This window comes from Silvania confinis, assembly GCF_025564085.1.
In the GTDB taxonomy this organism is placed as follows: Bacteria; Pseudomonadota; Gammaproteobacteria; order Enterobacterales; family Enterobacteriaceae; genus Enterobacter; species Enterobacter confinis.
Genome location: NZ_JAMGZJ010000071.1, coordinates 106,899 through 126,380, shown reverse-complemented (window position 1 = coordinate 126,380; position 19,482 = coordinate 106,899). Strand labels below are relative to the sequence as shown.

Here is a 19,482-nt window from a genome sequence, read left to right as displayed (position 1 = left end):
CTTTTATGACCCTTCAGATAAAAAAATACCCCGCCGCCGAAGCGCCAGGGTATTGATATAAGAAAGTAATTAGCGCATCGCGCGTTTCAGGATACGTTCAGCCTGACGCTGGAAGTCCGCTGAAGCTTCTTCCACGGTTTTCTGGCCGTAGTCGATATACTGCAGAGAAGTACCGAACTGGGCCACGATCTGCGGATCGTCAAAGTAAGGCGATACAGACAGCTTGGTTGGCAGAGACTGCGCCAGACGCAGACCCGCAACTGCCGGATCGCTCTCTTTGATCGCGCCGCTTTCGGTCAGGTATTGCACGGCCACTTTGCTCAGCGGTACGCCACGCTCCAGACCCAGAGTCTCAACACCTTCTTTGCTGTTCAGCAGGAAGTTAATAACTTTGGCTGCGGCTTCCGGGTTTTTGGTGGATTTACCAATGGAGAGCATCTGTGCAGGTTTAAAGAACAGGCCCGCATCGGTTGCACCCGGCAGCATTGGGTAGCTGCCCAGCTCCAGTTTTGCTGGTGGCTTCAGGTTGTCGGAGTATTTTTTGATGGTGGAGTTCCACATGTAGGTCCCGCCCCATTCACCCTCGATCCACGGCTTCATCTCGTACATGTTGCTCTTACCGAACGACGCGTAGTACTTGGTGTCCGGCATGACGTGGCTATCAACCAGTGATTTATAGGTCTGGAATAACTCAACCCACTGCTCTTTGCTCCAGGCGAGTTTCTTCGCTTTCTCGTCGACCGCAGGCACGTTGTACTTCTGAATCATGTAGGAGTTCAGCAGCGCCAGCGTATCCTGGTGCTCCAGCACCACCGGATAGTACTGTTTGCCCAGCTTGCTTTCGAACGTTTTACCGGCCGCTTTCAGCTCATCCCAGGTTTTTGGGTATTCAACGCCGGCTTTTTTCCACACGTCATCGTTGAAGTAGAACACGCGTGCGGTGACGGAGATTGGGATCCCGTTCAGCTTGCCGTCAACGGTGGTGGACTTCAGCTCTTTCGGATCGAACTGGCTCAGGTCGATCACGTCCTTCATTTTGTTCAGATCGTAGAAGCCGTCGCCGGTTTTAGAGAAGATCGGCAGCCAGTTCCAGTTAGTCTGCATCACGTCCGGCTCAGTGCCGCCCGCAATCTGGGTGGTCAGACGGGATAAGTGACCATCCCAGCCGGTATATTCCGCTTTCACGTTAATATCCGGGTTCTGTTTGTGGAACTCTTCCAGCGCTTTCAGTGTGACCTGGTGACGGCCGTTGCCGCCCCACCAGGACATACGTAATTCAACATCCTGCGCCATCGATGGCAAAGCAGTAAGGCCCAGAGTGGCGGAGATTGCTGCGCTTAAAAGCACTTTTTTCATTTTTATAACTCCAGTTAGAGAGAGATGTTCTGTTCAGTTTTCGCGTCAAAGATATGACACTTTTGCATGTCGAACTTAAAATACACCTTACGGTGAAGGCCTTTGGTGATCATAGGCTTAGCTTCATCGGAAGGAATTCGGGCAGTCAGTTCGTACTCGCCAACTTTCAGGTAAACGAAGAATTCGTGTCCCATATTTTCAGCGCGAACTATCTCGCCGCTGCAGCCGCCTTGTGCAAATGGCTCATCGGAGATCGACACAAAGTCCGGGCGAATGCCGTAGAACATATCTTTGTCAGCGTAGCTGGCGACTTTCTCTTTCAGCTCTGCGCTTAACGGCATGGTCTGGTTGCCAATGGTCAGAGACAGCTGACCGTCCTGATGCACCAGTTTACTGGCGCGGATGTTCATTTCTGGCGAACCGATAAAGCCAGCAACAAACATGTTTTTCGGTTTGTGATACAGATTGTCCGGGGTATCCACTTGCATGATATGGCCGAGCTTCATCACGCAGATGCGGTCGCCCATGGTCATCGCTTCGGTCTGGTCGTGGGTCACGTACACGGTTGTGGCCGGTTTGCCGGACGCCTTCAGCTGCTTGTGCAGGTCGGAGATACGGATACGCATTGAGGCGCGCAGCTTGGCATCCAGGTTAGACAGCGGTTCATCGAACAGGAACACGTCTGGCTTTTTCACAATCGCACGGCCTACGGCGACACGCTGGGCCTGACCACCAGAGAGCTGGCGCGGCAGGCGGTCCAGCAGCTCATCCAGTTCAAGGATTTTTGCCGCTTCGTTAACCTGTGCTTCGATCTGGGCTTTTGGCAGCTTGCTCAGCTTCAGACCAAAGGCCAGGTTTTCACGCACGGTCATGTGCGGATACAGCGCATAGTTCTGGAACACCATCGCAATCCCACGCTCTTTCGGTGCGAGGTTATTAACGATTTTGTCGCCGATGCGCACTTCGCCGCCGCTGATGGTTTCCAGACCGGCCAGCATACGCAGGGTGGTAGATTTGGCGCAGCCGGATGGACCGACAATCACCATGAACTCTCCTTCCGCGATCTTAAGGTCGATAGCATGTACCGCTTTGAAGCCGTTGGAGTAAACTTTTTCCAGTTTGTTGAAGATAACTTCAGCCATGATATTTCCCTCTTAACCTTTAATTCCGCTGCTGGTTACGCCTTGTACGAAGTAGCGCTGTGCCAGGAAGAAGACAATGATAGATGGCAGAATGGAGATGCTCGCCATTGCCAGAATTTCGTTCCACGGCGCACCTTCGGTGACGTCGATGGACATTTTCAGAGCCAGTGCAATCGGGTATTTATCCACGCTGTAGACATAAATCAGCGGCCCGATAAAGTCGTTCATTGACCACATGAACTGGAACAGTGCGACAGAGATGATGGCCGGTTTAAGGATCGGCACCACCACGTACCACAGCACCTGGAAGGAGTTACAGCCGTCGATCTGTGCGGCTTCTTCCATGTCACGCGGTACGCCGCGCAGGAACTGAATCAGCATGAAGACGAAGAACCCTTGCGTGGCAAACGCCAGCGGCAGGTACAGTGGCATGTAGCTGTTCAGCATGCCCATTTCACGGAACATCAGGTACTGAGGGATCAGCAGTACGGTACTTGGCAGCAACATGGTGGTAATGAGCGTCGCGAACCAGAATTTCTTCCAGGGGATCTCGAAGCGGGCAAAGCCGTACGCCACGATGGTGGAGGAGATAATGGTCAGGATCACTTTCGGGATCACATACTTGAAGGTGTTCAGCATGTAATGACCGAAGTTGTACTCGGTACCGGTTTTCCAGCCGTTGATGAAGCCGTCCCAGGTCGCATGTGTCGGCCACAGCCCCAGAGTGGTGAAGATCTCGTGGTTCGGTTTGAACGACGCCGAGAACATCCACACCAGCGGATAAAGCATCAGCAGGCCCACAAACAGCAGGATCACATAGCGAATACCGGCGTTGATTTTTTCACGGCGTAGCGTACGCGCCACTTCACGTTCTGCGATGCTTCTCGCCTCGGAGAGTTGTTGAATATCAGCCATTTTTGCCTCCCTTATCGGCGGAGTAGAACACCCAGTATTTCGAAGACTTAAAGGCGATAGCGGCAAAGATAGCGACTACCAGGAACAGGATCCAAGCCAGCGCTGCGCCGTAACCCATGTCAAAGTACTTGAATGCGGTGTCGTAGATGTACAGTGAGAACAGGTATGTGGAGTAAGTTGGTCCACCGCCGGTAATAACATACGGTCCGGTAAATTCCTGGAACGCCTGCGTGGTCTGCATGATGAAGTTGAAGAAGATAACCGGCGTAATCAGCGGCACGGTGACTTTCATGAACATCTGCCATTTGGACGCGCCATCGATCATCGCGGCTTCGTACTGAGACTGCGGTACGTTTTGCAGCGCGGCCAGGAAGATAACCATCGCAGATCCAAACTGCCAGACGCGCAGCAGGGTAACGGACATCAGCGCCAGAGACGGTTCGCCAAGCCAGTTCACTGCATCAAAACCAAACACGGCAAGGAAGCTGTTAAGCAGGCCATCAATTGCAAACAGGGCACGCCACAGAACGGCAATGGCGACGGAGCTACCGAGGATCGACGGAATGTAGTAAGCGGTACGGAACATGCCGATGCCGCGCAGTTTAAAGTTCAGAACAAACGCAATGCCCAGTGCGAATGCCAGCTTTAACGGGATGGTTAAAAAGACATACGCAAAGGTTACGCCCATGGATTTCCAGAAGAGGGTGTCTTCTGTAAACATGTAGCGATAGTTCTCAATGCCGTTAAAGACCGGCGGGCTCATCAAATCGTAATCAGTAAAACTGAGAAAGAAAGATGAAACGAAGGGGAAAGCGGTAAAGAGTATCAGCCCTATTATGTAGGGTGATATCCACGCCAGCCCCAGCATCTTGTTTTCATTCATACATACCTACCTGGTAATTAATGGTTTAAAACGGAATCTGCCCGGTGTCGCAATTTTTTAAAACTTATGAACCATCGTTTTCAAATTGTAAAACATCGTTTTAATTTATTTTATTAGGATTTCAATCCGCGTCATTCTATAAATAGTGGAAATGTGATCGAGGTCGAAACAGCGTTTCAATAAGGTGAGATGCGTGGCATTTTTAGCGGTATGCGGGGAAAGGCGCTGAAAAAAAACCGGTAAAAACAACGGCCAGAGCCTACGTATTCTGGGAGTTATGGCCAACAGTTACAAACGACTAATATTGGTAGCAAATCGGTAACATGAGAATTGAGTAGCAGCGAAATGATTAATAACTTGAATTGTTATTCAGCGGAACGAGTATTGGCTGCGATCGAAGGTAAAAAGGCGATGCCTGCGCATCGCCTGATTGTTTTATTTCAGGAAGTCTTCGCGAACCGGGGTAAAGGTATCCAGCAGCGTACCGGGCTTCAGGCAGACGCAGCCGTGCATAATATGCGGCTGCTTATACAGTGTGTCGCCAGCCGTCACGACGTGTTTCTCTTCACCGATGGTGAATTCGAATTCGCCGGATAAAACATAGGTCAGCTGCTCGTGCGGGTGGTTATGCATCGGACCCACTGCGCCTTGTTCAAAATTGACTTCTACCGCCATCATTTTGCCGTCATGCGCCAGAATACGACGTGAAACGCCATTGCCGAGATCTTCCAGAGAGGTCTCTTTGTGGAAAATAAACATGCCTGTGTCCTTTTATAGTGAAACAATGTTTCATTTAATTTATCCCAGACGCTGGCAAAAGGAAATGTGGAACCAGAGAACTGGAAACTCGATCACAAGTTTGCTTCACTGGGGAAAACCGCAAAGGAGAAAGAGATGAAAACGATCGGCCTGCTGGGAGGAATGAGCTGGGAATCCACCATTCCTTATTATCGTCTGATTAACGAAGGGGTAAAACACCGCCTGGGCGGGCTGCATTCAGCAAGCCTGCTGCTGCACAGCGTCGATTTCCATGAAATAGAAGCCTGCCAGTCCAGCGGTGACTGGGACAAAGCCGGTCAGATCCTCGCGGATGCGGCGCTGGGGCTTCAGGAGGCAGGGGCGGAAGGTATTTTGCTCTGTACTAACACCATGCACAAAGTGGCAGAACAGATTGAATCGCGCTGTTCGTTGCCGTTCCTGCATATCGCGGATGCCACCGGTCGGGCGATTACCGCCACCGGCATGACCCGGGTGGCGCTGCTCGGTACCCGCTACACCATGGAGCAGGATTTCTATCGCGGGCGGCTGACCTCGCAGTTTGGCATCGAAACCCTAATACCGGACGAAGCCGACCGGGCGCGCATCAATAAGGTGATCTTCGACGAGCTGTGCCTGGGCACCTTCAGCGACGTCTCGCGCCGTTATTACCTCGAGGTGATCCAGCAGCTCGCAGATCAAGGGGCAGAAGGGGTGATCTTTGGCTGCACCGAGATTGGCCTGCTGGTCCCGGCGGCGGAGAGCCCGATCCCGGTGTTTGATACCGCCGCGATCCACGCCGCCGATGCGGTGGAGTTTATGCTCTCACGCTAATAGCTGTTCCAGCTGGCGGGTAAAGGTGCTGAGGCCGGTTTGCAGATGCTGGCTGAAAGTATCGACCAGCGCCGAGGCCGGGCGGTGCAGGGGGCGGATCAGGCTCACCGTGAACGGCACCGAAATACTGAACCGGCGGGCAACGATCCCGCTGTCGGCATAATCCAGCGCCGTCAGCGGATTCACCACTGAAATCCCCACCCCAGCCCGCACCATCGCGCAGATGGACGCCGCGCTGTGGGTCTCCACCACCATCCGCCGTTTAATCTGATGCTCGGCAAACAGGGTATCCAGCAACTGTCGGTAACTGTCGGTGCGCGACAGGCTGATGTAATTCTCACCGTGAAAATCGGCCGGAGTCAGGACCGCTTTTTGCGCAAGCTTATGTCCGGCGGGCAGAACGCAGACTTCATCCAGCGACAGTAGCTCGTGGCGTGCGGTACCAGCCGGGGTGGCGAGGGTTTCGGTCAGGCCCAAATCATGGCGCTGGGCCGAGAGCCACTCCTCCAGCAGGGGCGACTCCTGGGGCACGATCGTCAGGTTGACGTCCGGATAGCGGGCCAGAAATGGCTGCAAGAGAGCGGGTAAAAACGACTGGGAAAAGACCGGCAGGCAGATGACAGAGAGCTCGCCCTGGCGAAACTCGCGCAGGCTGTCAGCAGCGCTAACGATGCGATCCAGCCCGTACCAGGATCGTTGCACCTCTTCGAACAGCCGTAACCCCTGTACCGTGGGGTGCAGGCGTCCGCGTGTGCGCTCAAACAGCGTTAACCCGATAACCTTTTCAAAACGCGCCAGCTCGCGGCTTACCGTTGGCTGCGAGGTGTGCAGCAGGCGTGCGGCTTCGGTCAGGTTACCGGCGGTCATCACGGCGTGGAAAATCTCAATGTGGCGTAAGTTTACAGCGGGCATGGTCGCAACCTGTCTGAACGTCATCCATATCATTTTTGCATAGACTGGCGATAAAACGATATTTTTTATTCCCTTCGCCCTGTGGCGTAATCATAAAAAAATAGCCTGACCGGAGAGCACCATGCCACGCCCACTGAACAACACTGAAACCGATTTGAATGCCGACAATCTGCTGCGCCTGCCTGCCGAATTTGGCTGCCCGGTCTGGGTCTACGACGCGCAGATTATCCGCGAGAAAATTGCGGCCCTGCATCAGTTCGACGTGGTGCGTTTTGCCCAGAAAGCCTGCTCCAACATCCACATTCTGCGCCTGATGCGCGAGCAGGGCGTGAAAGTGGATTCCGTCTCTTTGGGTGAAATTGAGCGCGCGCTGGCCGCCGGGTACGATCCAAAAGCCGACGGCGACGCGATTGTCTTTACCGCCGATCTGATCGACAGCGCGACGCTGGCCCGGGTGCATGAACTGCAGATCCCGGTAAATGCCGGTTCGGTGGATATGCTCGAGCAACTGGGTCAGGTATCACCGGGCCATCGCGTCTGGCTGCGCGTTAACCCGGGCTTTGGCCACGGTCACAGTCAAAAAACCAATACCGGCGGCGAAAACAGCAAGCACGGCATCTGGTACAGCGACCTGCCTGCGGCGCTGGAAGTGCTGCAACGCTACAACCTGAAGCTGGTGGGCATTCACATGCACATCGGCTCCGGGGTGGATTATGCGCACCTTGAGCAGGTATGCGGCGCGATGGTGCGCCAGGTAATTGAGTTTGGCCAGGATCTGGAGGCGATCTCCGCAGGCGGTGGCTTATCGATCCCGTATCGCGAAGGGGAAGAGGCGATCGACACCGATCACTACTATGGCCTGTGGAACGGTGCGCGCGACAAAATCGCCGCCCACCTGGGTCATGCGGTCAAACTGGAGATCGAACCGGGCCGTTTCCTGGTGGCCGAATCGGGCGTGCTGGTGTCGCAGGTGCGCAGCGTCAAGGCGATGGGCAGCCGTCACTTCGTGCTGATCGACGCGGGCTTTAACGATCTGATGCGCCCGTCAATGTACGGCAGCTATCATCACATTTCGGCGCTGGCCGCCGATGGCCGTGATTTAAGCGCGGCCCCACGCGTAGAAACCGTCGTGGCAGGTCCGCTGTGCGAATCCGGGGATGTCTTTACCCAGCAGGAAGGCGGAAAAGTAGAAACCCGCGCCCTGCCAGCGGTTGCACCGGGGGATTATCTGGTGCTGCACGATACCGGCGCGTACGGGGCGTCCATGTCCTCGAACTACAACAGCCGTCCGCTGCTGCCGGAAGTGCTGTTCGATAACGGCGCGGCGCGTCTGATTCGCCGTCGCCAGACTATTCAGGAACTGCTCGCCCTCGAACTGTTCTGATCAAACCAGGGTCCCGTCGCCACCGAATCGCGTAACACCAGCGTGCCGGTAAAGGGCGGGATCGCCTCGATCGGCTGGCTGCTAGCCAGTCGAATCGCCTGATCGATAGCCGTAGTGATCATATTGTCGATCGGCAGATAGACCGTCGACAGGGCAGGCTCCAGCCACTTCGCGCACGGCGCATCGTCAAAACCAAACAGCGACACGTCCTCTGGAATGTGCAATCCGGCCTGGTGCAGCGCCTTCGAGGCCCCCAGCGCCATATCGTCGTTGCAGGCAAACAGCGCGCTGAACGAGACCTTCTCGTCAAGCAACGCCTGACACAGCTCATAGCCTCGGGTCATGCCCGCATCGCCATACTTCACCCGGCTTTCATCCCAGGCAATGGCGTGCTTTTCCAGCGCCTGGCGGTAGCCCATCAGGCGTGCCTTGCCGGTCGGGGTGTGGATGGGGACGGTCATGCAGGCGATCTCGCGATGGCCCTGGCTTATCAGGTACTCCACGGCTTTGAAGGCGGCCTCCTGCTGCTCGAAGAACACGCAGCGCTCCCGCGCCTGGCTGACGTCGCGGTTGATGACCACCAGCGGCATCGGCACGCTGTTAATCAGCTTCATGATCGCCTTTTCGCTCATAAAGCGGGTATACAGCACTATGGCATCGCACTGGCGATCGGCCAGCATCTGCACGGCTTCTTCTTCCCGCTCCGGGGTATCGTGCCCGTCGGTGACAATCAGCTGCTTACCGTGTGACTCGGTCTGGCGAGAAGCCTGTTGCAGCAGGCGGCCAAAATAAAAACCGTTGAAGGTCGACACCACCAGCCCAATGCTGTTGCTGGTGCGGTTCGCCAGCGAGCGCGCCAGAAAATTGGGGCGATAGCCCAGCTCTTCCATCGCGCGAAACACCTGCTGGCGCGTACTCTCTTTGACCTGACCCGTGCCGTTCAGAACGCGCGACACCGTGGCTTTTGACACGCCCGCGCGCAGTGAGACATCCAGCATTGTTGCCATTGATTATTCCTGCTTCCCCGTTATGCCCGGCAGTTTATCACAGACCTTCTGGCGCATAAGCCGGGCGGGAAGGGCAAAATCCCCACCAGGATCACGCTTTTTGGCTACGACGATCGTCGTGCTGAAAAGTGGCATACCAAAATGGCGATAACTGACAATCTGGAATACCTCTTACCGCGTTGAGAGCTTAATCACAGAACAAATTATCATCAGAAGCTATTTTTGGTATGCCAATAGAAGCAGGCTGTCCACCTTATCCCAATAAAAAGCCCTTTTACTGAGGTATTACCCGATGGCATTACAGGAAAAACTGATCAACTCGCTGGGCAGTTTCGCCACTACGTTCAACAGTTATCGCTATATCATGGCGATAAAATCCGCCTTCATCACCTTAATGCCGGTCATCATTGTTGGCGCGTTTTCGGTGCTGATCTCCAACATGGTGCTGGATCCCAAAAACGGCTTAGCCAGTTTCCAGTCGCTCTCTTTTCTGGCCACCTTAAAGCCGATCACCAGTGCGCTAAACTACGCCACGCTGAACTTCCTTAATATCGGCGCAGTGTTCTTGATCGGCATTGAGCTGGGGCGAATCAACGGCATCAAGTCGCTGTTCCCCGGCCTGCTGGCGGTGATCTGCTTTATCTGCGTGACGCCAACCACCGTCGAGATGATGGTCGACGGCGAAATGCACATGGTTAAAGATGTGCTGATGCGCCAGTTCTCCGACACCCGCAGCCTGTTCCTCGGGATGTTTATCGCCATCCTGTCGGTGGAAATTTACTGCTGGCTGGAGGGGCGTCCGGGCCTGAAAATTAAAATGCCTGACACCGTGCCGCCGAACGTGGCAGCCTCGTTCTCAGCGCTGATCCCGGCCATCATAACCACTACCGCCATCGCCACCTTGGGTTTTGTCTTCCACCAGATTACCGGCATGTACCTTTACGATGCGGTATACCAGGTGGTGCAACAGCCGCTGGAGCGCGTGGTGCAAAGCCTGCCGGGCATTCTGCTGCTGATGTTTGTCGCCCAGCTGTTCTGGGTGATCGGCATCCACGGCAATCAGATGATCAAACCGATCCGTGAGCCGCTGCTGCTGGGGGCCATCACCGTCAACATGAGCGCCTTTGAACAGGGCAAAGAGATCCCGAACATCATCACCATGCCGTTCTGGGATGTGTACATGAGCATCGGCGGCTCGGGGCTGACTATCGGCCTGCTGATTGCGGTGATGATTGGCACCAAGCGCAAAGAGATGAAGGAGATCGCCAAGCTCTCTATCGGCCCTGGGATCTTTAACATCAACGAACCGGTGATTTTCGGTATGCCAATCATGCTCAACCCGATTCTGGCGATCCCGTTCATCATCACCCCGCTGGTCACCGGCTCTATCGGTTACTTCGCTACCGTCACCGGTTTTGCCGGGAAGGCCGTGGTGATGGTGCCATGGACCACGCCACCGTTGATTAACGCCTGGCTTTCTACCGCGGGCTCAATGGGTGCGGTGGTCACGCAGGGGATCTGCATCATCACTGCCGTCCTTATCTACCTGCCGTTTGTGAAGATCGCTTCACGCCGTGCCGAGCAGGCTGCGCTGAAGGCGCAAAACCAACAGGCGACTAATAACGCATGAGCATAAAACAGATGACCCTCCCTGAGGATTTTATCCTCGGGGCTGCTGCCTCCGCCTGGCAAACCGAAGGCTGGAGCGGCAAGAAAGCAGGACAGGATTCGTGGATCGACCTGTGGTACAAAAACGATCGTCAGGTCTGGCATAACGGCTATGGCCCGGCGGTGGCGACCGATTTCATCAACCGTTTTCGTGAAGACGTGGCCCTGATGAAGGAGGCCGGGCTGACCCACTATCGCACCTCGATCAACTGGTCACGTTTTCTCATCGACTATGAAACCGCGACGGTGGATGAGGAGTACGCCGCGTATTACGATGCCCTGTTTGCCGAGATGCAGCGTCAGGGCATTGAGCCGATGATCTGCCTTGAGCACTACGAGCTGCCGGGCACGCTGCTGGAAACCTACGGCGGCTGGGCCTCGAAACACGTGGTTGAGCTGTTCACCCGCTACGCTGAACAGGTCTTCGCTCGCTATCACCGCGTGGTAAAGCGCTGGTTTACCTTTAACGAGCCGATTGTGGTGCAGACCCGGGTTTATCTGGATGCGCTGCGCTGGCCGTACGAGCAGAACACCGGCACCTGGATGCAGTGGAACCACCATAAGGTGCTGGCGACGGCGAAGGTCGTGAAGCTGTTTCGCGACAAAGGCTACGCGGGCAGCGTGGGCTGTATCCTCAACCCGGAGGTCACGTATCCCCGCTCTCGCGCTGCCCACGACGTAAAGGCCGCGGCGATCTACGATCTGTTCTACAACCGGGTGTTCCTCGACCCGCTGGTGCACGGTCGCTACCCGCAGGAACTGTTTACCCTGCTGGAAAAACATCAGGTGCAGTGGGATTACAGTGACGATGAGCTGGCGCTGATCGCCGACAACACCGTCGACGAGCTGGGGATTAACCTTTACTACCCGCATCGGGTAAAAGCCCCGTCCCGCGCCTGGCATCCTGAGACGCCGTTCCATCCGGCGTACTACTACGAGCCGTTTGAGCTGCCTGGGCGGAGGATGAATCCGTCGCGCGGCTGGGAAATTGCCCCGCGCATTATTTACGACATGGCGATGCGGATTAAAAACGACTATCGCAACATTGACTGGTTCGTCGCCGAAAGCGGAATGGGGGTCGAAAACGAAGCTCAGTATCGCAACTGCGACGGCGTGATTGCCGACGACTACCGCATCAACTTTATCAGCGAGCATCTGTATTACGCGCTGCTGGCGCGTGAGGAAGGGGCTAACTGCCACGGCTATATGCTGTGGGCCTTTACCGATAACGTCTCGCCGATGAATGCCTTTAAAAATCGCTACGGGCTGATTGAGATCGACCTTGATAACAACCGCGCCCGCCGCGCCAAAAAATCGGCCAGCTGGTTCCGTCAGCTGCGCGATGAACGCAGGCTGACGCTAAACGTTGATGATGAATGGAAGTAGGCGAAGATGGCGGCGGTTCTGGTAACATAGCGCCCACACTGGCCGGGAGGATGCCCGGCCCGCGCATTAACTCACAGCACAGGTGATAACGTGGATAAGGCAGTCGTCCCGGCGGAAAAGAAACAGTACCAGGAGATAGGCGAGGATCTTCGCGCCCAAATCATCCAGGGGCACTATCCCGTGGGCTCACGCCTGCCGCCGGAGCGCAATATGGCGGAAACCTACGGCGTCAGCCGCACCATCGTGCGCGAAGCGCTGTTGATGCTTGAACTGCAGGGCACCGTGGATATCCGCCAGGGTTCCGGTGTGTATGTAATGCGTATCCCCGAGGAGCACGAGAACGAGGAAGAACGCCTGCTAAAAAGCGACGTCGGCCCGTTTGAAATCCTGCAGGCGCGCCAGTTGCTCGAAAGCAATATCGCCGCCTTTGCCGCCAAAATGGCCACCCGGGCGGACATCGACAATCTGCGTCGCATCATCGAGCAGGAGCAGCGCGCTATCGCTGCCAACGACAACAGCCAGGACAACAACAAGATGTTCCACCTGGTGCTGGCGGGGGCCACGCAGAATCAGATGCTGCTGGCGACTGTCGAAAGCGTCTGGCACCACATGGACAGCAGCCCGCTGTGGCAGCAGTTTAACGTGCATATTGCCAGCCGGGCGTATCGCCTGAAGTGGCTGGGCGACAGGCAGACTATTCTGGCCGCACTGCGCCGCCGCGACGTGATGGGGGCCTGGCAGGCGATGTGGCAACATCTCGAAAACGTGAAAAAGAGCCTGCTGGAGCTCTCTGATGAAGATGCCCCGGATTTTGACGGCTACCTGTTTGAATCGGTGCCCATTTTCCAGGGAAAACCGGTGTGAATATTCAGCCACTTTACACCGCCCCCCAACACGCTGAACAGGTCATCGACTGGCAGTGGCAGGCATTTGGCGACGGATTACCGCGTGAATTTTTTGCCAGCATTGTGGCCCACAGTCAGATCCCCGGCGCACTGCCGCTGACCTTTATCGCCACCGAAGGCCAGCGCCTGCTCGGCACGGTGGGATTATGGCGCTGCGACCTGATCACCCGTCAGGATCTCTGTCCGTGGCTGGCGGCGCTGTATGTGGATGAATCCGCGCGCGGGAAGGGGCTTGCAGGGCAACTCCAGCGTCACGTGCAGGCGTATGCCGCAGAGGCCGGGCATCGCGACCTGCATCTCTGGTCAGCCTGTCGCGATTTTTATGAACGCTACGGCTGGCACTACATTGGCGATGCGCTGGAATACCCGCATAAAACGGTCCACCTTTATCGCTATATGCTGGCCGATTCCGCCGGTGGCGTGACCGAGTGACGACGCACCAGCGTCGGGCTGAAGATGTGGGTCACGTCAGGCGGCACGCGCTTATCGGCCAGTGACAGCGCCAGCTCGGCGGCCTGGGTCGCCATGGTGACAATCGGGTAGCGCACGGTGGTCAGGCGCGGACGCACGTAGCGCGAAATCAGAATGTCATCAAAGCCAATCAGCGAAATCTCAGCCGGAATATCAATCCCATTGTCGTTTAACACCCCCATCGCTCCGGCCGCCATCGAATCGTTATAACAGGCGACGGCGGTGAAGTTACGTCCGCGCCCCAGCAGCTCCGTCATTGCCTGTTCGCCGCCGCTCTCATCGGGTTCACCGTAGGTCACCAGTCGGTCGTTACAGGGCAGGCCGTTTTCGCGCAGGGCATCATAGTAACCCTGCAGGCGATCATCGGCGTCGGAGATAGAGTGATTTGAACAGAGGTAGCCGATGCGGCTGTGCCCCTGCTGGATCAGATGGCGGGTGGCAAGCCAGGCGCCGTAGCGGTCGTCCAGCGCCACGCAGCGCTGTTCATAGCCGGGGATAATGCGGTTAATGATCACCATGCCTGGGATCTGCTTCATCAGATGCACCAGCTCTTCGTCCGCCAGCTTTTTAGCATGCACCACCAGCGCCGCGCAGCGGTGGCGAATCAGCTGCTCTATGGCCTGACGCTCCTTCTGCTCGTTGTGATAGCCATTGCCGATCAGCAGAAAATTGCCGGTCTGATAGGCGACCTGCTCCACAGCTTTGACCATCGCCCCGAAAAACGGATCCGAGACATCGCCCACCACCAGTCCGACGGTGTCGGTGGACTGCTGAGCAAGCGCGCGTGCATTGGCATTGGGGTGGTAATTGAGCGATTCCATGGCGGTCAGCACCGCCTTTCGGGATGTCTCGCTGGCCTTCGGTGAGTCATTGATTACACGCGAAACAGTGGCGACAGAAACTCCCGCCAGCCGGGCCACATCCTTAATTGTCGCCATTCGATACCTTCTCTTTGGGGTAAGCGTTTACACACCAACTAGTGTTGCGGAAAAGTGAGGTGTATTCAAGCTTGCAGCCCCTGGGCTGTCCACAAACGTGATGCACACCATAGTAAAGCGTGTAAACGTTACACAGCGAAGCGTAACAGAAGAATGTTAATCGGAATCATTAGTTACACTTTGCCTCAGGCTGTTGCTTTTTCCTGCTGGTGAAGTGAGGGGGCAAACGCCACAATCAAGATCCCAGAGGTATTGATTGGTGAGAATTCTTAGTACGTACTGCGTACTCATCACTTGCACCAACCTGCGCAGATGCGCAGGTTTTTTTTTGTCTGAACACAGCTGTCGCCCCTGCTACACTTCTCGTGTAATCTGCCACAATTTACCGTAACCCGACAAATTGACCGGCAAAGGGAGTTGAGATGCTATTAGGGTTCTTCCGCACGCTGTTTCGTATCCTCTTTCGTGTGCGTCTGACTGGCGACACCCAGTCATTACATGCCTCACGCGTCCTTATCACCCCCAACCACGTCTCTTTTATTGATGGCATCCTGCTGGCGCTGTTTTTGCCCGTGCGCCCGGTGTTTGCGGTCTATACCTCCGTCAGCGAGCAGTGGTACATGCGCTGGCTGACGAAGCTAATTGATTTTGTGCCGCTCGATCCTACCAAGCCAATGATGATCAAACACCTGGTGCGCCTGATCGAGCAGGGTCGTCCGGTCGTGATCTTCCCCGAAGGGCGGATCTCGATAACCGGCTCGCTGATGAAGATTTATGACGGGGCGGGCTTTGTGGCGGCGAAATCCGGTGCCACGGTGGTGCCGCTGCGCATCGAAGGGGCTGAGCTGACCTACTTCAGCCGTCTGAAAGGGCGAGTGAAACAGCGCCTGTTCCCGCGCATTACGCTGCATCTGCTGCCGCCAACGTCGTTGCCGATGCCCGAGGCGCCCCGCGCCCGCGATCGGCGTAAAATCGCCGGTGAAATGCTGCATCAGATTATGATGGAAGCCCGGATGGCAGTGCGCCCGCGCGAAACGCTGTATGAATCGCTGCTGACGGCGATGTCGCGCTATGGCGCGAAGAAAAACTGCATCGACGACATCAACTTTGCCCCCGATACCTACCGTAAGCTGCTGACCAAGACCTTGTTTGTCGGGCGTATTCTTGAGAAATACAGCCAGCAGGGCGAAAAGATTGGCCTGATGCTACCCAATGCGGGCATCAGCGCGGCGGTGATTTTTGGTGCCGTCTCGCGCGCACGTATCCCGGCAATGCTGAACTACACCGCCGGGGTAAAAGGGCTGAGCAGCGCCATGACTGCCGCACAGATCAACACGGTCTTTACCTCGCGCACGTTCCTCGATAAAGGCAAGCTCTGGCACCTGCCGGAACAGCTCACCCAGGTACGCTGGGTATTCCTTGAAGATCTCAAAGCCGAAGTGACAACCGGTGACAAGCTGTGGATCTTTGCCCACCTGCTGGCCCCACGGCTGGCGCAGGTGAAACAGCAGCCGGAAGATGCGGCCGTTATCCTGTTTACCTCCGGCTCTGAAGGGAACCCGAAAGGGGTGGTGCACAGCCACAAAAGCCTGCTGGCAAACGTCGAACAGATTAAAACTATCGCCGACTTCACCGCCGATGACCGCTTTATGTCGGCGCTGCCGCTGTTCCACTCTTTCGGCCTGACGGTGGGGCTTTTCACCCCGCTGCTGACCGGCGCAGAGGTGTTTCTCTATCCGAGTCCGCTGCATTACCGCATTGTGCCGGAGCTGACCTATGACCGTAACTGTACGGTGATTTTTGGCACCTCCACCTTCCTCGGGCATTACGCGCGCTTTGCCAATCCGTATGACTTCCATCGCGTACGCTATGTGGTGGCTGGCGCGGAAAAACTGCAGGAGAGCACCCGTCAGCTGTGGCAGGACAAGTTTGGTCTGCGCATTCTCGAAGGCTACGGTGTGACGGAGTGCGCGCCGGTAGTCTCGATTAACGTACCGATGGCGGCGAAGCCCGGCACGGTCGGGCGCATTTTACCGGGGATGGACGCACGGCTGCTGGAAGTACCGGGTATTGAAGAGGGCGGTCGCCTGCAGCTGAAAGGGCCAAACGTGATGAACGGCTATCTGCGGGTAGAAAACCCCGGCGTGCTGGAAGCGCCAACGGCGGAGAACGCTCAGGGCGAGGTGGAAGCCGGCTGGTATGACACCGGCGATATCGTGCGCTTCGACGAACAGGGCTACGTGCAGATCCAGGGCCGGGCAAAACGCTTTGCCAAAATCGCGGGCGAAATGGTTTCGCTGGAGATGGTCGAACAGCTGGCGCTGTCCGTATCCGCTGACAAAATGCACGCGACCGCGGTGAAAACCGATGCCAGTAAAGGCGAGGCGCTGGTGCTGTTTACCACCGACGGCGAGCTCAAGCGCGAGCAGCTGCTCCAGCGGGCGCGCGCGCAGGGCATTCCGGAGCTGGCGGTGCCGCGTGATATTCGTTATCTGAAGCAACTTCCGCTGCTGGGCAGTGGTAAACCGGATTTTGTCACCCTGAAAGAGTGGGTTGAACAGGTGGAGCCGCAGCATGAGTAAGTCAGTTCCTGAAAACACCTCGATCTGGTCGAAGGGGATGATGGCGGTTACCGCTGCGCAGTTCCTCTCGGCCTTTGGCGATAACGCGCTGCTGTTTGCCACCCTGGCGCTGCTGAAGTCGCAGTTTTACCCGGACTGGAGCCAACCGATCCTGCAGATGGTGTTTGTCGGGGCTTACATCGTCTTTGCCCCCTTTGTTGGTCAGGTGGCGGACAGTTTTGCCAAAGGCCGGGTGATGATGTTCGCCAACAGCCTGAAACTGCTGGGGGCGGCCAGTATCTGCCTCGGCGTGAATCCGTTTATCGGCTATACGCTGGTGGGGATCGGGGCTGCGGCCTATTCCCCTGCCAAGTACGGCATCCTGGGGGAACTCACCACCGGGGATAAACTGGTTAAAGCTAACGGCCTGATGGAGTCATCGACGATTGCGGCGATCCTGCTGGGCTCGATGGCCGGCGGCGTACTGGCCGACTGGCATGTGCTGGCGGCGCTGGGCGTATGCGCTGTGGTGTATGCGGGCGCAGTGGTGGCAAACCTGTTTATCCCAACGCTACCCGTGGCGCGTCCGGGACAGTCCTGGCGCTTTACCCCGATGACGGCGAGCTTCTTTAATGCCTGCCGCGTGCTGTGGCATAACGGCGAAACCCGCTTCTCGCTGATTGGCACCAGCATGTTCTGGGGGGCGGGCGTTACGCTGCGCTTCCTGCTGGTATTGTGGGTACCAACGGTGCTGGGGCTTACCGATAACGCCACGCCAACCTATCTTAATGCGATGGTGGCAGTCGGGATCGTCGTCGGTGCGGGTGCTGCGGCAAAGCTGGTAACGCTGCAAACGGTCGCCCGCTGCATGCCAGCCGGGGTGCTGATTGGGTTGGTAGTGCTGCTGTTCTCGTTGCAGCATGCGCTGTTACCGGCGTATGTGCTGCTGTTCCTGATGGGGATCCTCGGCGGATTCTTTGTGGTGCCGCTTAATGCCCTGCTGCAGGAGCGTGGCAAGCATACCGTTGGGGCAGGCAATGCCATTGCGGTGCAAAACTTGGGCGAAAACGCCGCCATGCTGCTGATGCTGGGGCTCTATTCGCTGGCCGTCAAAGCGGGCCTGTCGGTGGTGGGCATCGGCGTCGGGTTTGGTGGGCTGTTTGCGCTGGCCATCGCGGGGCTTTGGGTGTGGCAGCGACGTCGGTAAAAAAATGCCGGGTGGCGGCTTCACCTGACCCGGCCTACGGTCTGGGAGAGGGCGCAAACATTAAAAAAGGCAACTGACGTTGCCTTTTTGCTTTTGTTACGGAGCCGGATAGGTATACACCTGATGCACCGCTTCAATCTCCGCTAACACCTCTTCGCTCAGCTCCAGATGGAAGCTTTCGACGTTTGTTTTCAACTGCTGCATAGTGGTTGCGCCCAACAGGGTGCTGGCCACAAACGGCTGACGACGAACAAAGGCCAGCGCCATCTGTGCCGGATCGAGCCCGTGACGTTTGGCGATCTCCACATAGGCCGCCACCGCTTTCTGCGTCTGCTCGCCGCTGTAGCGAGTGAAGCGACTGAACAGCGTATTGCGCGCCCCCGCTGGCTGTGCGCCGTTGAGGTACTTACCGGTCAGCGTGCCAAAGCCCAGGCAGGAGTATGCCAGCAGTTCGACGCCTTCATACTGCGTCACTTCCGACAGCGCCACTTCGTAGCTGCGGTTCAGCAAGCTGTACGGGTTTTGAATGGTTACGATGCGCGGCAGGTCGTGCTTATCGGCCAGATGCAGGTAGCGCATCACCCCAAAGGCCGTTTCGTTAGAGACGCCGATGTAGCGAATCTTCCCGGCGCGCTGGCATTCTGTCAGCGCTTCCAGCGTTTCCAGCAGCGTCACTACCGGCGCACCGTCGCTCCAGCTGTAGCCCAGCTTGCCAAAACAATTGGTTGGACGCTGCGGCCAGTGCACCTGGTAGAGATCGAGATAATCGGTCTGCAGGCGTTTCAGGCTGTCATCCAGCGCCGCGCGGATATTTTTGCGATCGAGGATCTGATTTGGGCGAATACCGGTGTCATTAAGGCGGGAAGGGCCGCTGACTTTAGACGCGACCACCAGCTTTTCGCGGTTGCCGCGTTTTGCCAGCCAGTTGCCGACGTAGGTCTCGGTTAATCCCTGGGTTTCCGGGCGTGGTGGCACCGGGTACATTTCAGCGACGTCAATAAGGTTGATACCCTGGCTGACGGCGTAATCGAGTTGTTCATGGGCATCGGCTTCGCTATTTTGTTCACCGAATGTCATCGTGCCCAACCCCAGCTGGCTTATCTCAAGAGAACTATGGGGGATACGGTGATAATGCATAGCCGGCTTCCTTATTGGAC

17 protein-coding genes are annotated in these 19,482 nt (G+C 56.5%); 8 read left to right on the top strand and 9 right to left on the bottom strand.

What is annotated here, in order from left to right; genetic code table 11:
* Nucleotides 1–69 precede the first annotated feature (69 nt).
* From M8013_RS07385 to M8013_RS07365, 5 genes are all read right to left on the bottom strand, one after another.
* Nucleotides 70–1,356, bottom strand: coding sequence for an ABC transporter substrate-binding protein (locus tag M8013_RS07385; protein WP_271267148.1), 1,287 nt, complete (start codon nucleotides 1,354–1,356; stop codon nucleotides 70–72).
* Nucleotides 1,357–1,370: 14 nt separating this feature from the next.
* The gene (locus M8013_RS07380; RefSeq protein ID WP_271267147.1) at nucleotides 1,371–2,498 is read right to left on the bottom strand and encodes an ABC transporter ATP-binding protein; all 1,128 of its coding nucleotides are present in this window, start codon (nucleotides 2,496–2,498) and stop codon (nucleotides 1,371–1,373) included.
* A gap of 12 nt (nucleotides 2,499–2,510) precedes the next feature.
* Complete coding sequence (locus M8013_RS07375) at nucleotides 2,511–3,413, bottom strand: carbohydrate ABC transporter permease (RefSeq protein WP_271267146.1); 903 nt, start codon at nucleotides 3,411–3,413, stop codon at nucleotides 2,511–2,513.
* Nucleotides 3,406–4,296: a carbohydrate ABC transporter permease gene (locus M8013_RS07370; protein ID WP_271267145.1), complete on the bottom strand. Its 891-nt coding sequence runs from the start codon at nucleotides 4,294–4,296 to the stop codon at nucleotides 3,406–3,408. The genes M8013_RS07375 and M8013_RS07370 overlap by 8 nt, the downstream gene beginning before the upstream one ends.
* A gap of 435 nt (nucleotides 4,297–4,731) precedes the next feature.
* Nucleotides 4,732–5,055, bottom strand: coding sequence for a cupin domain-containing protein (locus M8013_RS07365; RefSeq protein WP_271267144.1), 324 nt, complete (start codon nucleotides 5,053–5,055; stop codon nucleotides 4,732–4,734).
* Between the two features lie 135 nt (nucleotides 5,056–5,190).
* On the opposite strand from M8013_RS07365, the gene M8013_RS07360 reads away from it, so the two are divergent.
* Nucleotides 5,191–5,886, top strand: a complete 696-nt coding sequence (locus M8013_RS07360) for an aspartate/glutamate racemase (protein ID WP_271267143.1) — start codon at nucleotides 5,191–5,193, stop codon at nucleotides 5,884–5,886.
* Here M8013_RS07360 and M8013_RS07355 read toward each other — a convergent pair.
* Entirely contained in the window at nucleotides 5,878–6,798 is a 921-nt protein-coding gene (locus tag M8013_RS07355; protein WP_271267142.1) for a LysR family transcriptional regulator, read from the bottom strand. The two genes, M8013_RS07360 and M8013_RS07355, sit on opposite strands and share 9 nt — an antisense overlap.
* Before the next feature lie 121 nt (nucleotides 6,799–6,919).
* Here M8013_RS07355 and lysA point away from each other — a divergent pair, with 121 nt between their 5' ends.
* Nucleotides 6,920–8,182 carry a diaminopimelate decarboxylase gene (gene lysA / locus M8013_RS07350; RefSeq protein ID WP_271267141.1) on the top strand — a complete coding sequence of 421 codons (1,263 nt, stop codon included), beginning with the start codon at nucleotides 6,920–6,922 and terminating at the stop codon, nucleotides 8,180–8,182.
* Here the strand turns inward: lysA and M8013_RS07345 are convergent.
* Nucleotides 8,152–9,189, bottom strand: coding sequence for a LacI family DNA-binding transcriptional regulator (locus M8013_RS07345; protein ID WP_271267140.1), 1,038 nt, complete (start codon nucleotides 9,187–9,189; stop codon nucleotides 8,152–8,154). The genes lysA and M8013_RS07345 overlap by 31 nt on opposite strands.
* Before the next feature lie 292 nt (nucleotides 9,190–9,481).
* Here M8013_RS07345 and M8013_RS07340 point away from each other — a divergent pair, with 292 nt between their 5' ends.
* From M8013_RS07340 to M8013_RS07325, 4 genes are all read left to right on the top strand, one after another.
* Nucleotides 9,482–10,819 carry a PTS sugar transporter subunit IIC gene (locus M8013_RS07340; RefSeq protein ID WP_271267139.1) on the top strand — a complete coding sequence of 446 codons (1,338 nt, stop codon included), beginning with the start codon at nucleotides 9,482–9,484 and terminating at the stop codon, nucleotides 10,817–10,819.
* Nucleotides 10,816–12,243, top strand: coding sequence for a glycoside hydrolase family 1 protein (locus M8013_RS07335; RefSeq protein ID WP_271267138.1), 1,428 nt, complete (start codon nucleotides 10,816–10,818; stop codon nucleotides 12,241–12,243). The genes M8013_RS07340 and M8013_RS07335 overlap by 4 nt, the downstream gene beginning before the upstream one ends.
* A gap of 90 nt (nucleotides 12,244–12,333) precedes the next feature.
* Nucleotides 12,334–13,107, top strand: coding sequence for a GntR family transcriptional regulator (locus M8013_RS07330; RefSeq protein ID WP_271267137.1), 774 nt, complete (start codon nucleotides 12,334–12,336; stop codon nucleotides 13,105–13,107).
* Complete coding sequence (locus tag M8013_RS07325; protein ID WP_271267136.1) at nucleotides 13,104–13,580, top strand: GNAT family N-acetyltransferase; 477 nt, start codon at nucleotides 13,104–13,106, stop codon at nucleotides 13,578–13,580. Before M8013_RS07330 ends, M8013_RS07325 begins: the two co-directional genes overlap by 4 nt.
* On the opposite strand, the gene galR is transcribed toward M8013_RS07325, so the two are convergent.
* The gene (gene galR / locus M8013_RS07320) at nucleotides 13,541–14,557 is read right to left on the bottom strand and encodes an HTH-type transcriptional regulator GalR (RefSeq protein WP_271267135.1); all 1,017 of its coding nucleotides are present in this window, start codon (nucleotides 14,555–14,557) and stop codon (nucleotides 13,541–13,543) included. The genes M8013_RS07325 and galR overlap by 40 nt on opposite strands.
* A gap of 422 nt (nucleotides 14,558–14,979) precedes the next feature.
* Between galR and aas the strand changes: the two genes are divergently transcribed.
* Entirely contained in the window at nucleotides 14,980–17,139 is a 2,160-nt protein-coding gene (gene aas / locus M8013_RS07315; RefSeq protein ID WP_271267134.1) for a bifunctional acyl-ACP--phospholipid O-acyltransferase/long-chain-fatty-acid--ACP ligase, read from the top strand.
* The gene (lplT, locus tag M8013_RS07310; protein WP_271267133.1) at nucleotides 17,132–18,325 is read left to right on the top strand and encodes a lysophospholipid transporter LplT; all 1,194 of its coding nucleotides are present in this window, start codon (nucleotides 17,132–17,134) and stop codon (nucleotides 18,323–18,325) included. Before aas ends, lplT begins: the two co-directional genes overlap by 8 nt.
* Before the next feature lie 96 nt (nucleotides 18,326–18,421).
* Here the strand turns inward: lplT and M8013_RS07305 are convergent, their stop codons facing one another.
* Nucleotides 18,422–19,462 (bottom strand): NADP(H)-dependent aldo-keto reductase, encoded by a 1,041-nt coding sequence (locus M8013_RS07305; RefSeq protein ID WP_271267132.1) that lies wholly within the window; start codon nucleotides 19,460–19,462, stop codon nucleotides 18,422–18,424.
* Nucleotides 19,463–19,482: the final 20 nt, after the last annotated feature.

Bases quoted from the DNA above. Each gene is read 5' to 3' on its own strand.
- M8013_RS07385 (WP_271267148.1), bottom strand. From the start codon at position 1,356: ATGAAAAAAGTGCTTTTAAGCGCAGCAATCTCCGCCACTCTGGGCCTT.
- M8013_RS07380 (WP_271267147.1), bottom strand. From the start codon at position 2,498: ATGGCTGAAGTTATCTTCAACAAACTGGAAAAAGTTTACTCCAACGGC.
- M8013_RS07375 (WP_271267146.1), bottom strand. From the start codon at position 3,413: ATGGCTGATATTCAACAACTCTCCGAGGCGAGAAGCATCGCAGAACGT.
- M8013_RS07370 (WP_271267145.1), bottom strand. From the start codon at position 4,296: ATGAATGAAAACAAGATGCTGGGGCTGGCGTGGATATCACCCTACATA.
- M8013_RS07365 (WP_271267144.1), bottom strand. From the start codon at position 5,055: ATGTTTATTTTCCACAAAGAGACCTCTCTGGAAGATCTCGGCAATGGC.
- M8013_RS07360 (WP_271267143.1), top strand. From the start codon at position 5,191: ATGAAAACGATCGGCCTGCTGGGAGGAATGAGCTGGGAATCCACCATT.
- M8013_RS07355 (WP_271267142.1), bottom strand. From the start codon at position 6,798: ATGCCCGCTGTAAACTTACGCCACATTGAGATTTTCCACGCCGTGATG.
- lysA (WP_271267141.1), top strand. From the start codon at position 6,920: ATGCCACGCCCACTGAACAACACTGAAACCGATTTGAATGCCGACAAT.
- M8013_RS07345 (WP_271267140.1), bottom strand. From the start codon at position 9,189: ATGGCAACAATGCTGGATGTCTCACTGCGCGCGGGCGTGTCAAAAGCC.
- M8013_RS07340 (WP_271267139.1), top strand. From the start codon at position 9,482: ATGGCATTACAGGAAAAACTGATCAACTCGCTGGGCAGTTTCGCCACT.
- M8013_RS07335 (WP_271267138.1), top strand. From the start codon at position 10,816: ATGAGCATAAAACAGATGACCCTCCCTGAGGATTTTATCCTCGGGGCT.
- galR (WP_271267135.1), bottom strand. From the start codon at position 14,557: ATGGCGACAATTAAGGATGTGGCCCGGCTGGCGGGAGTTTCTGTCGCC.
- aas (WP_271267134.1), top strand. From the start codon at position 14,980: ATGCTATTAGGGTTCTTCCGCACGCTGTTTCGTATCCTCTTTCGTGTG.
- lplT (WP_271267133.1), top strand. From the start codon at position 17,132: ATGAGTAAGTCAGTTCCTGAAAACACCTCGATCTGGTCGAAGGGGATG.
- M8013_RS07305 (WP_271267132.1), bottom strand. From the start codon at position 19,462: ATGCATTATCACCGTATCCCCCATAGTTCTCTTGAGATAAGCCAGCTG.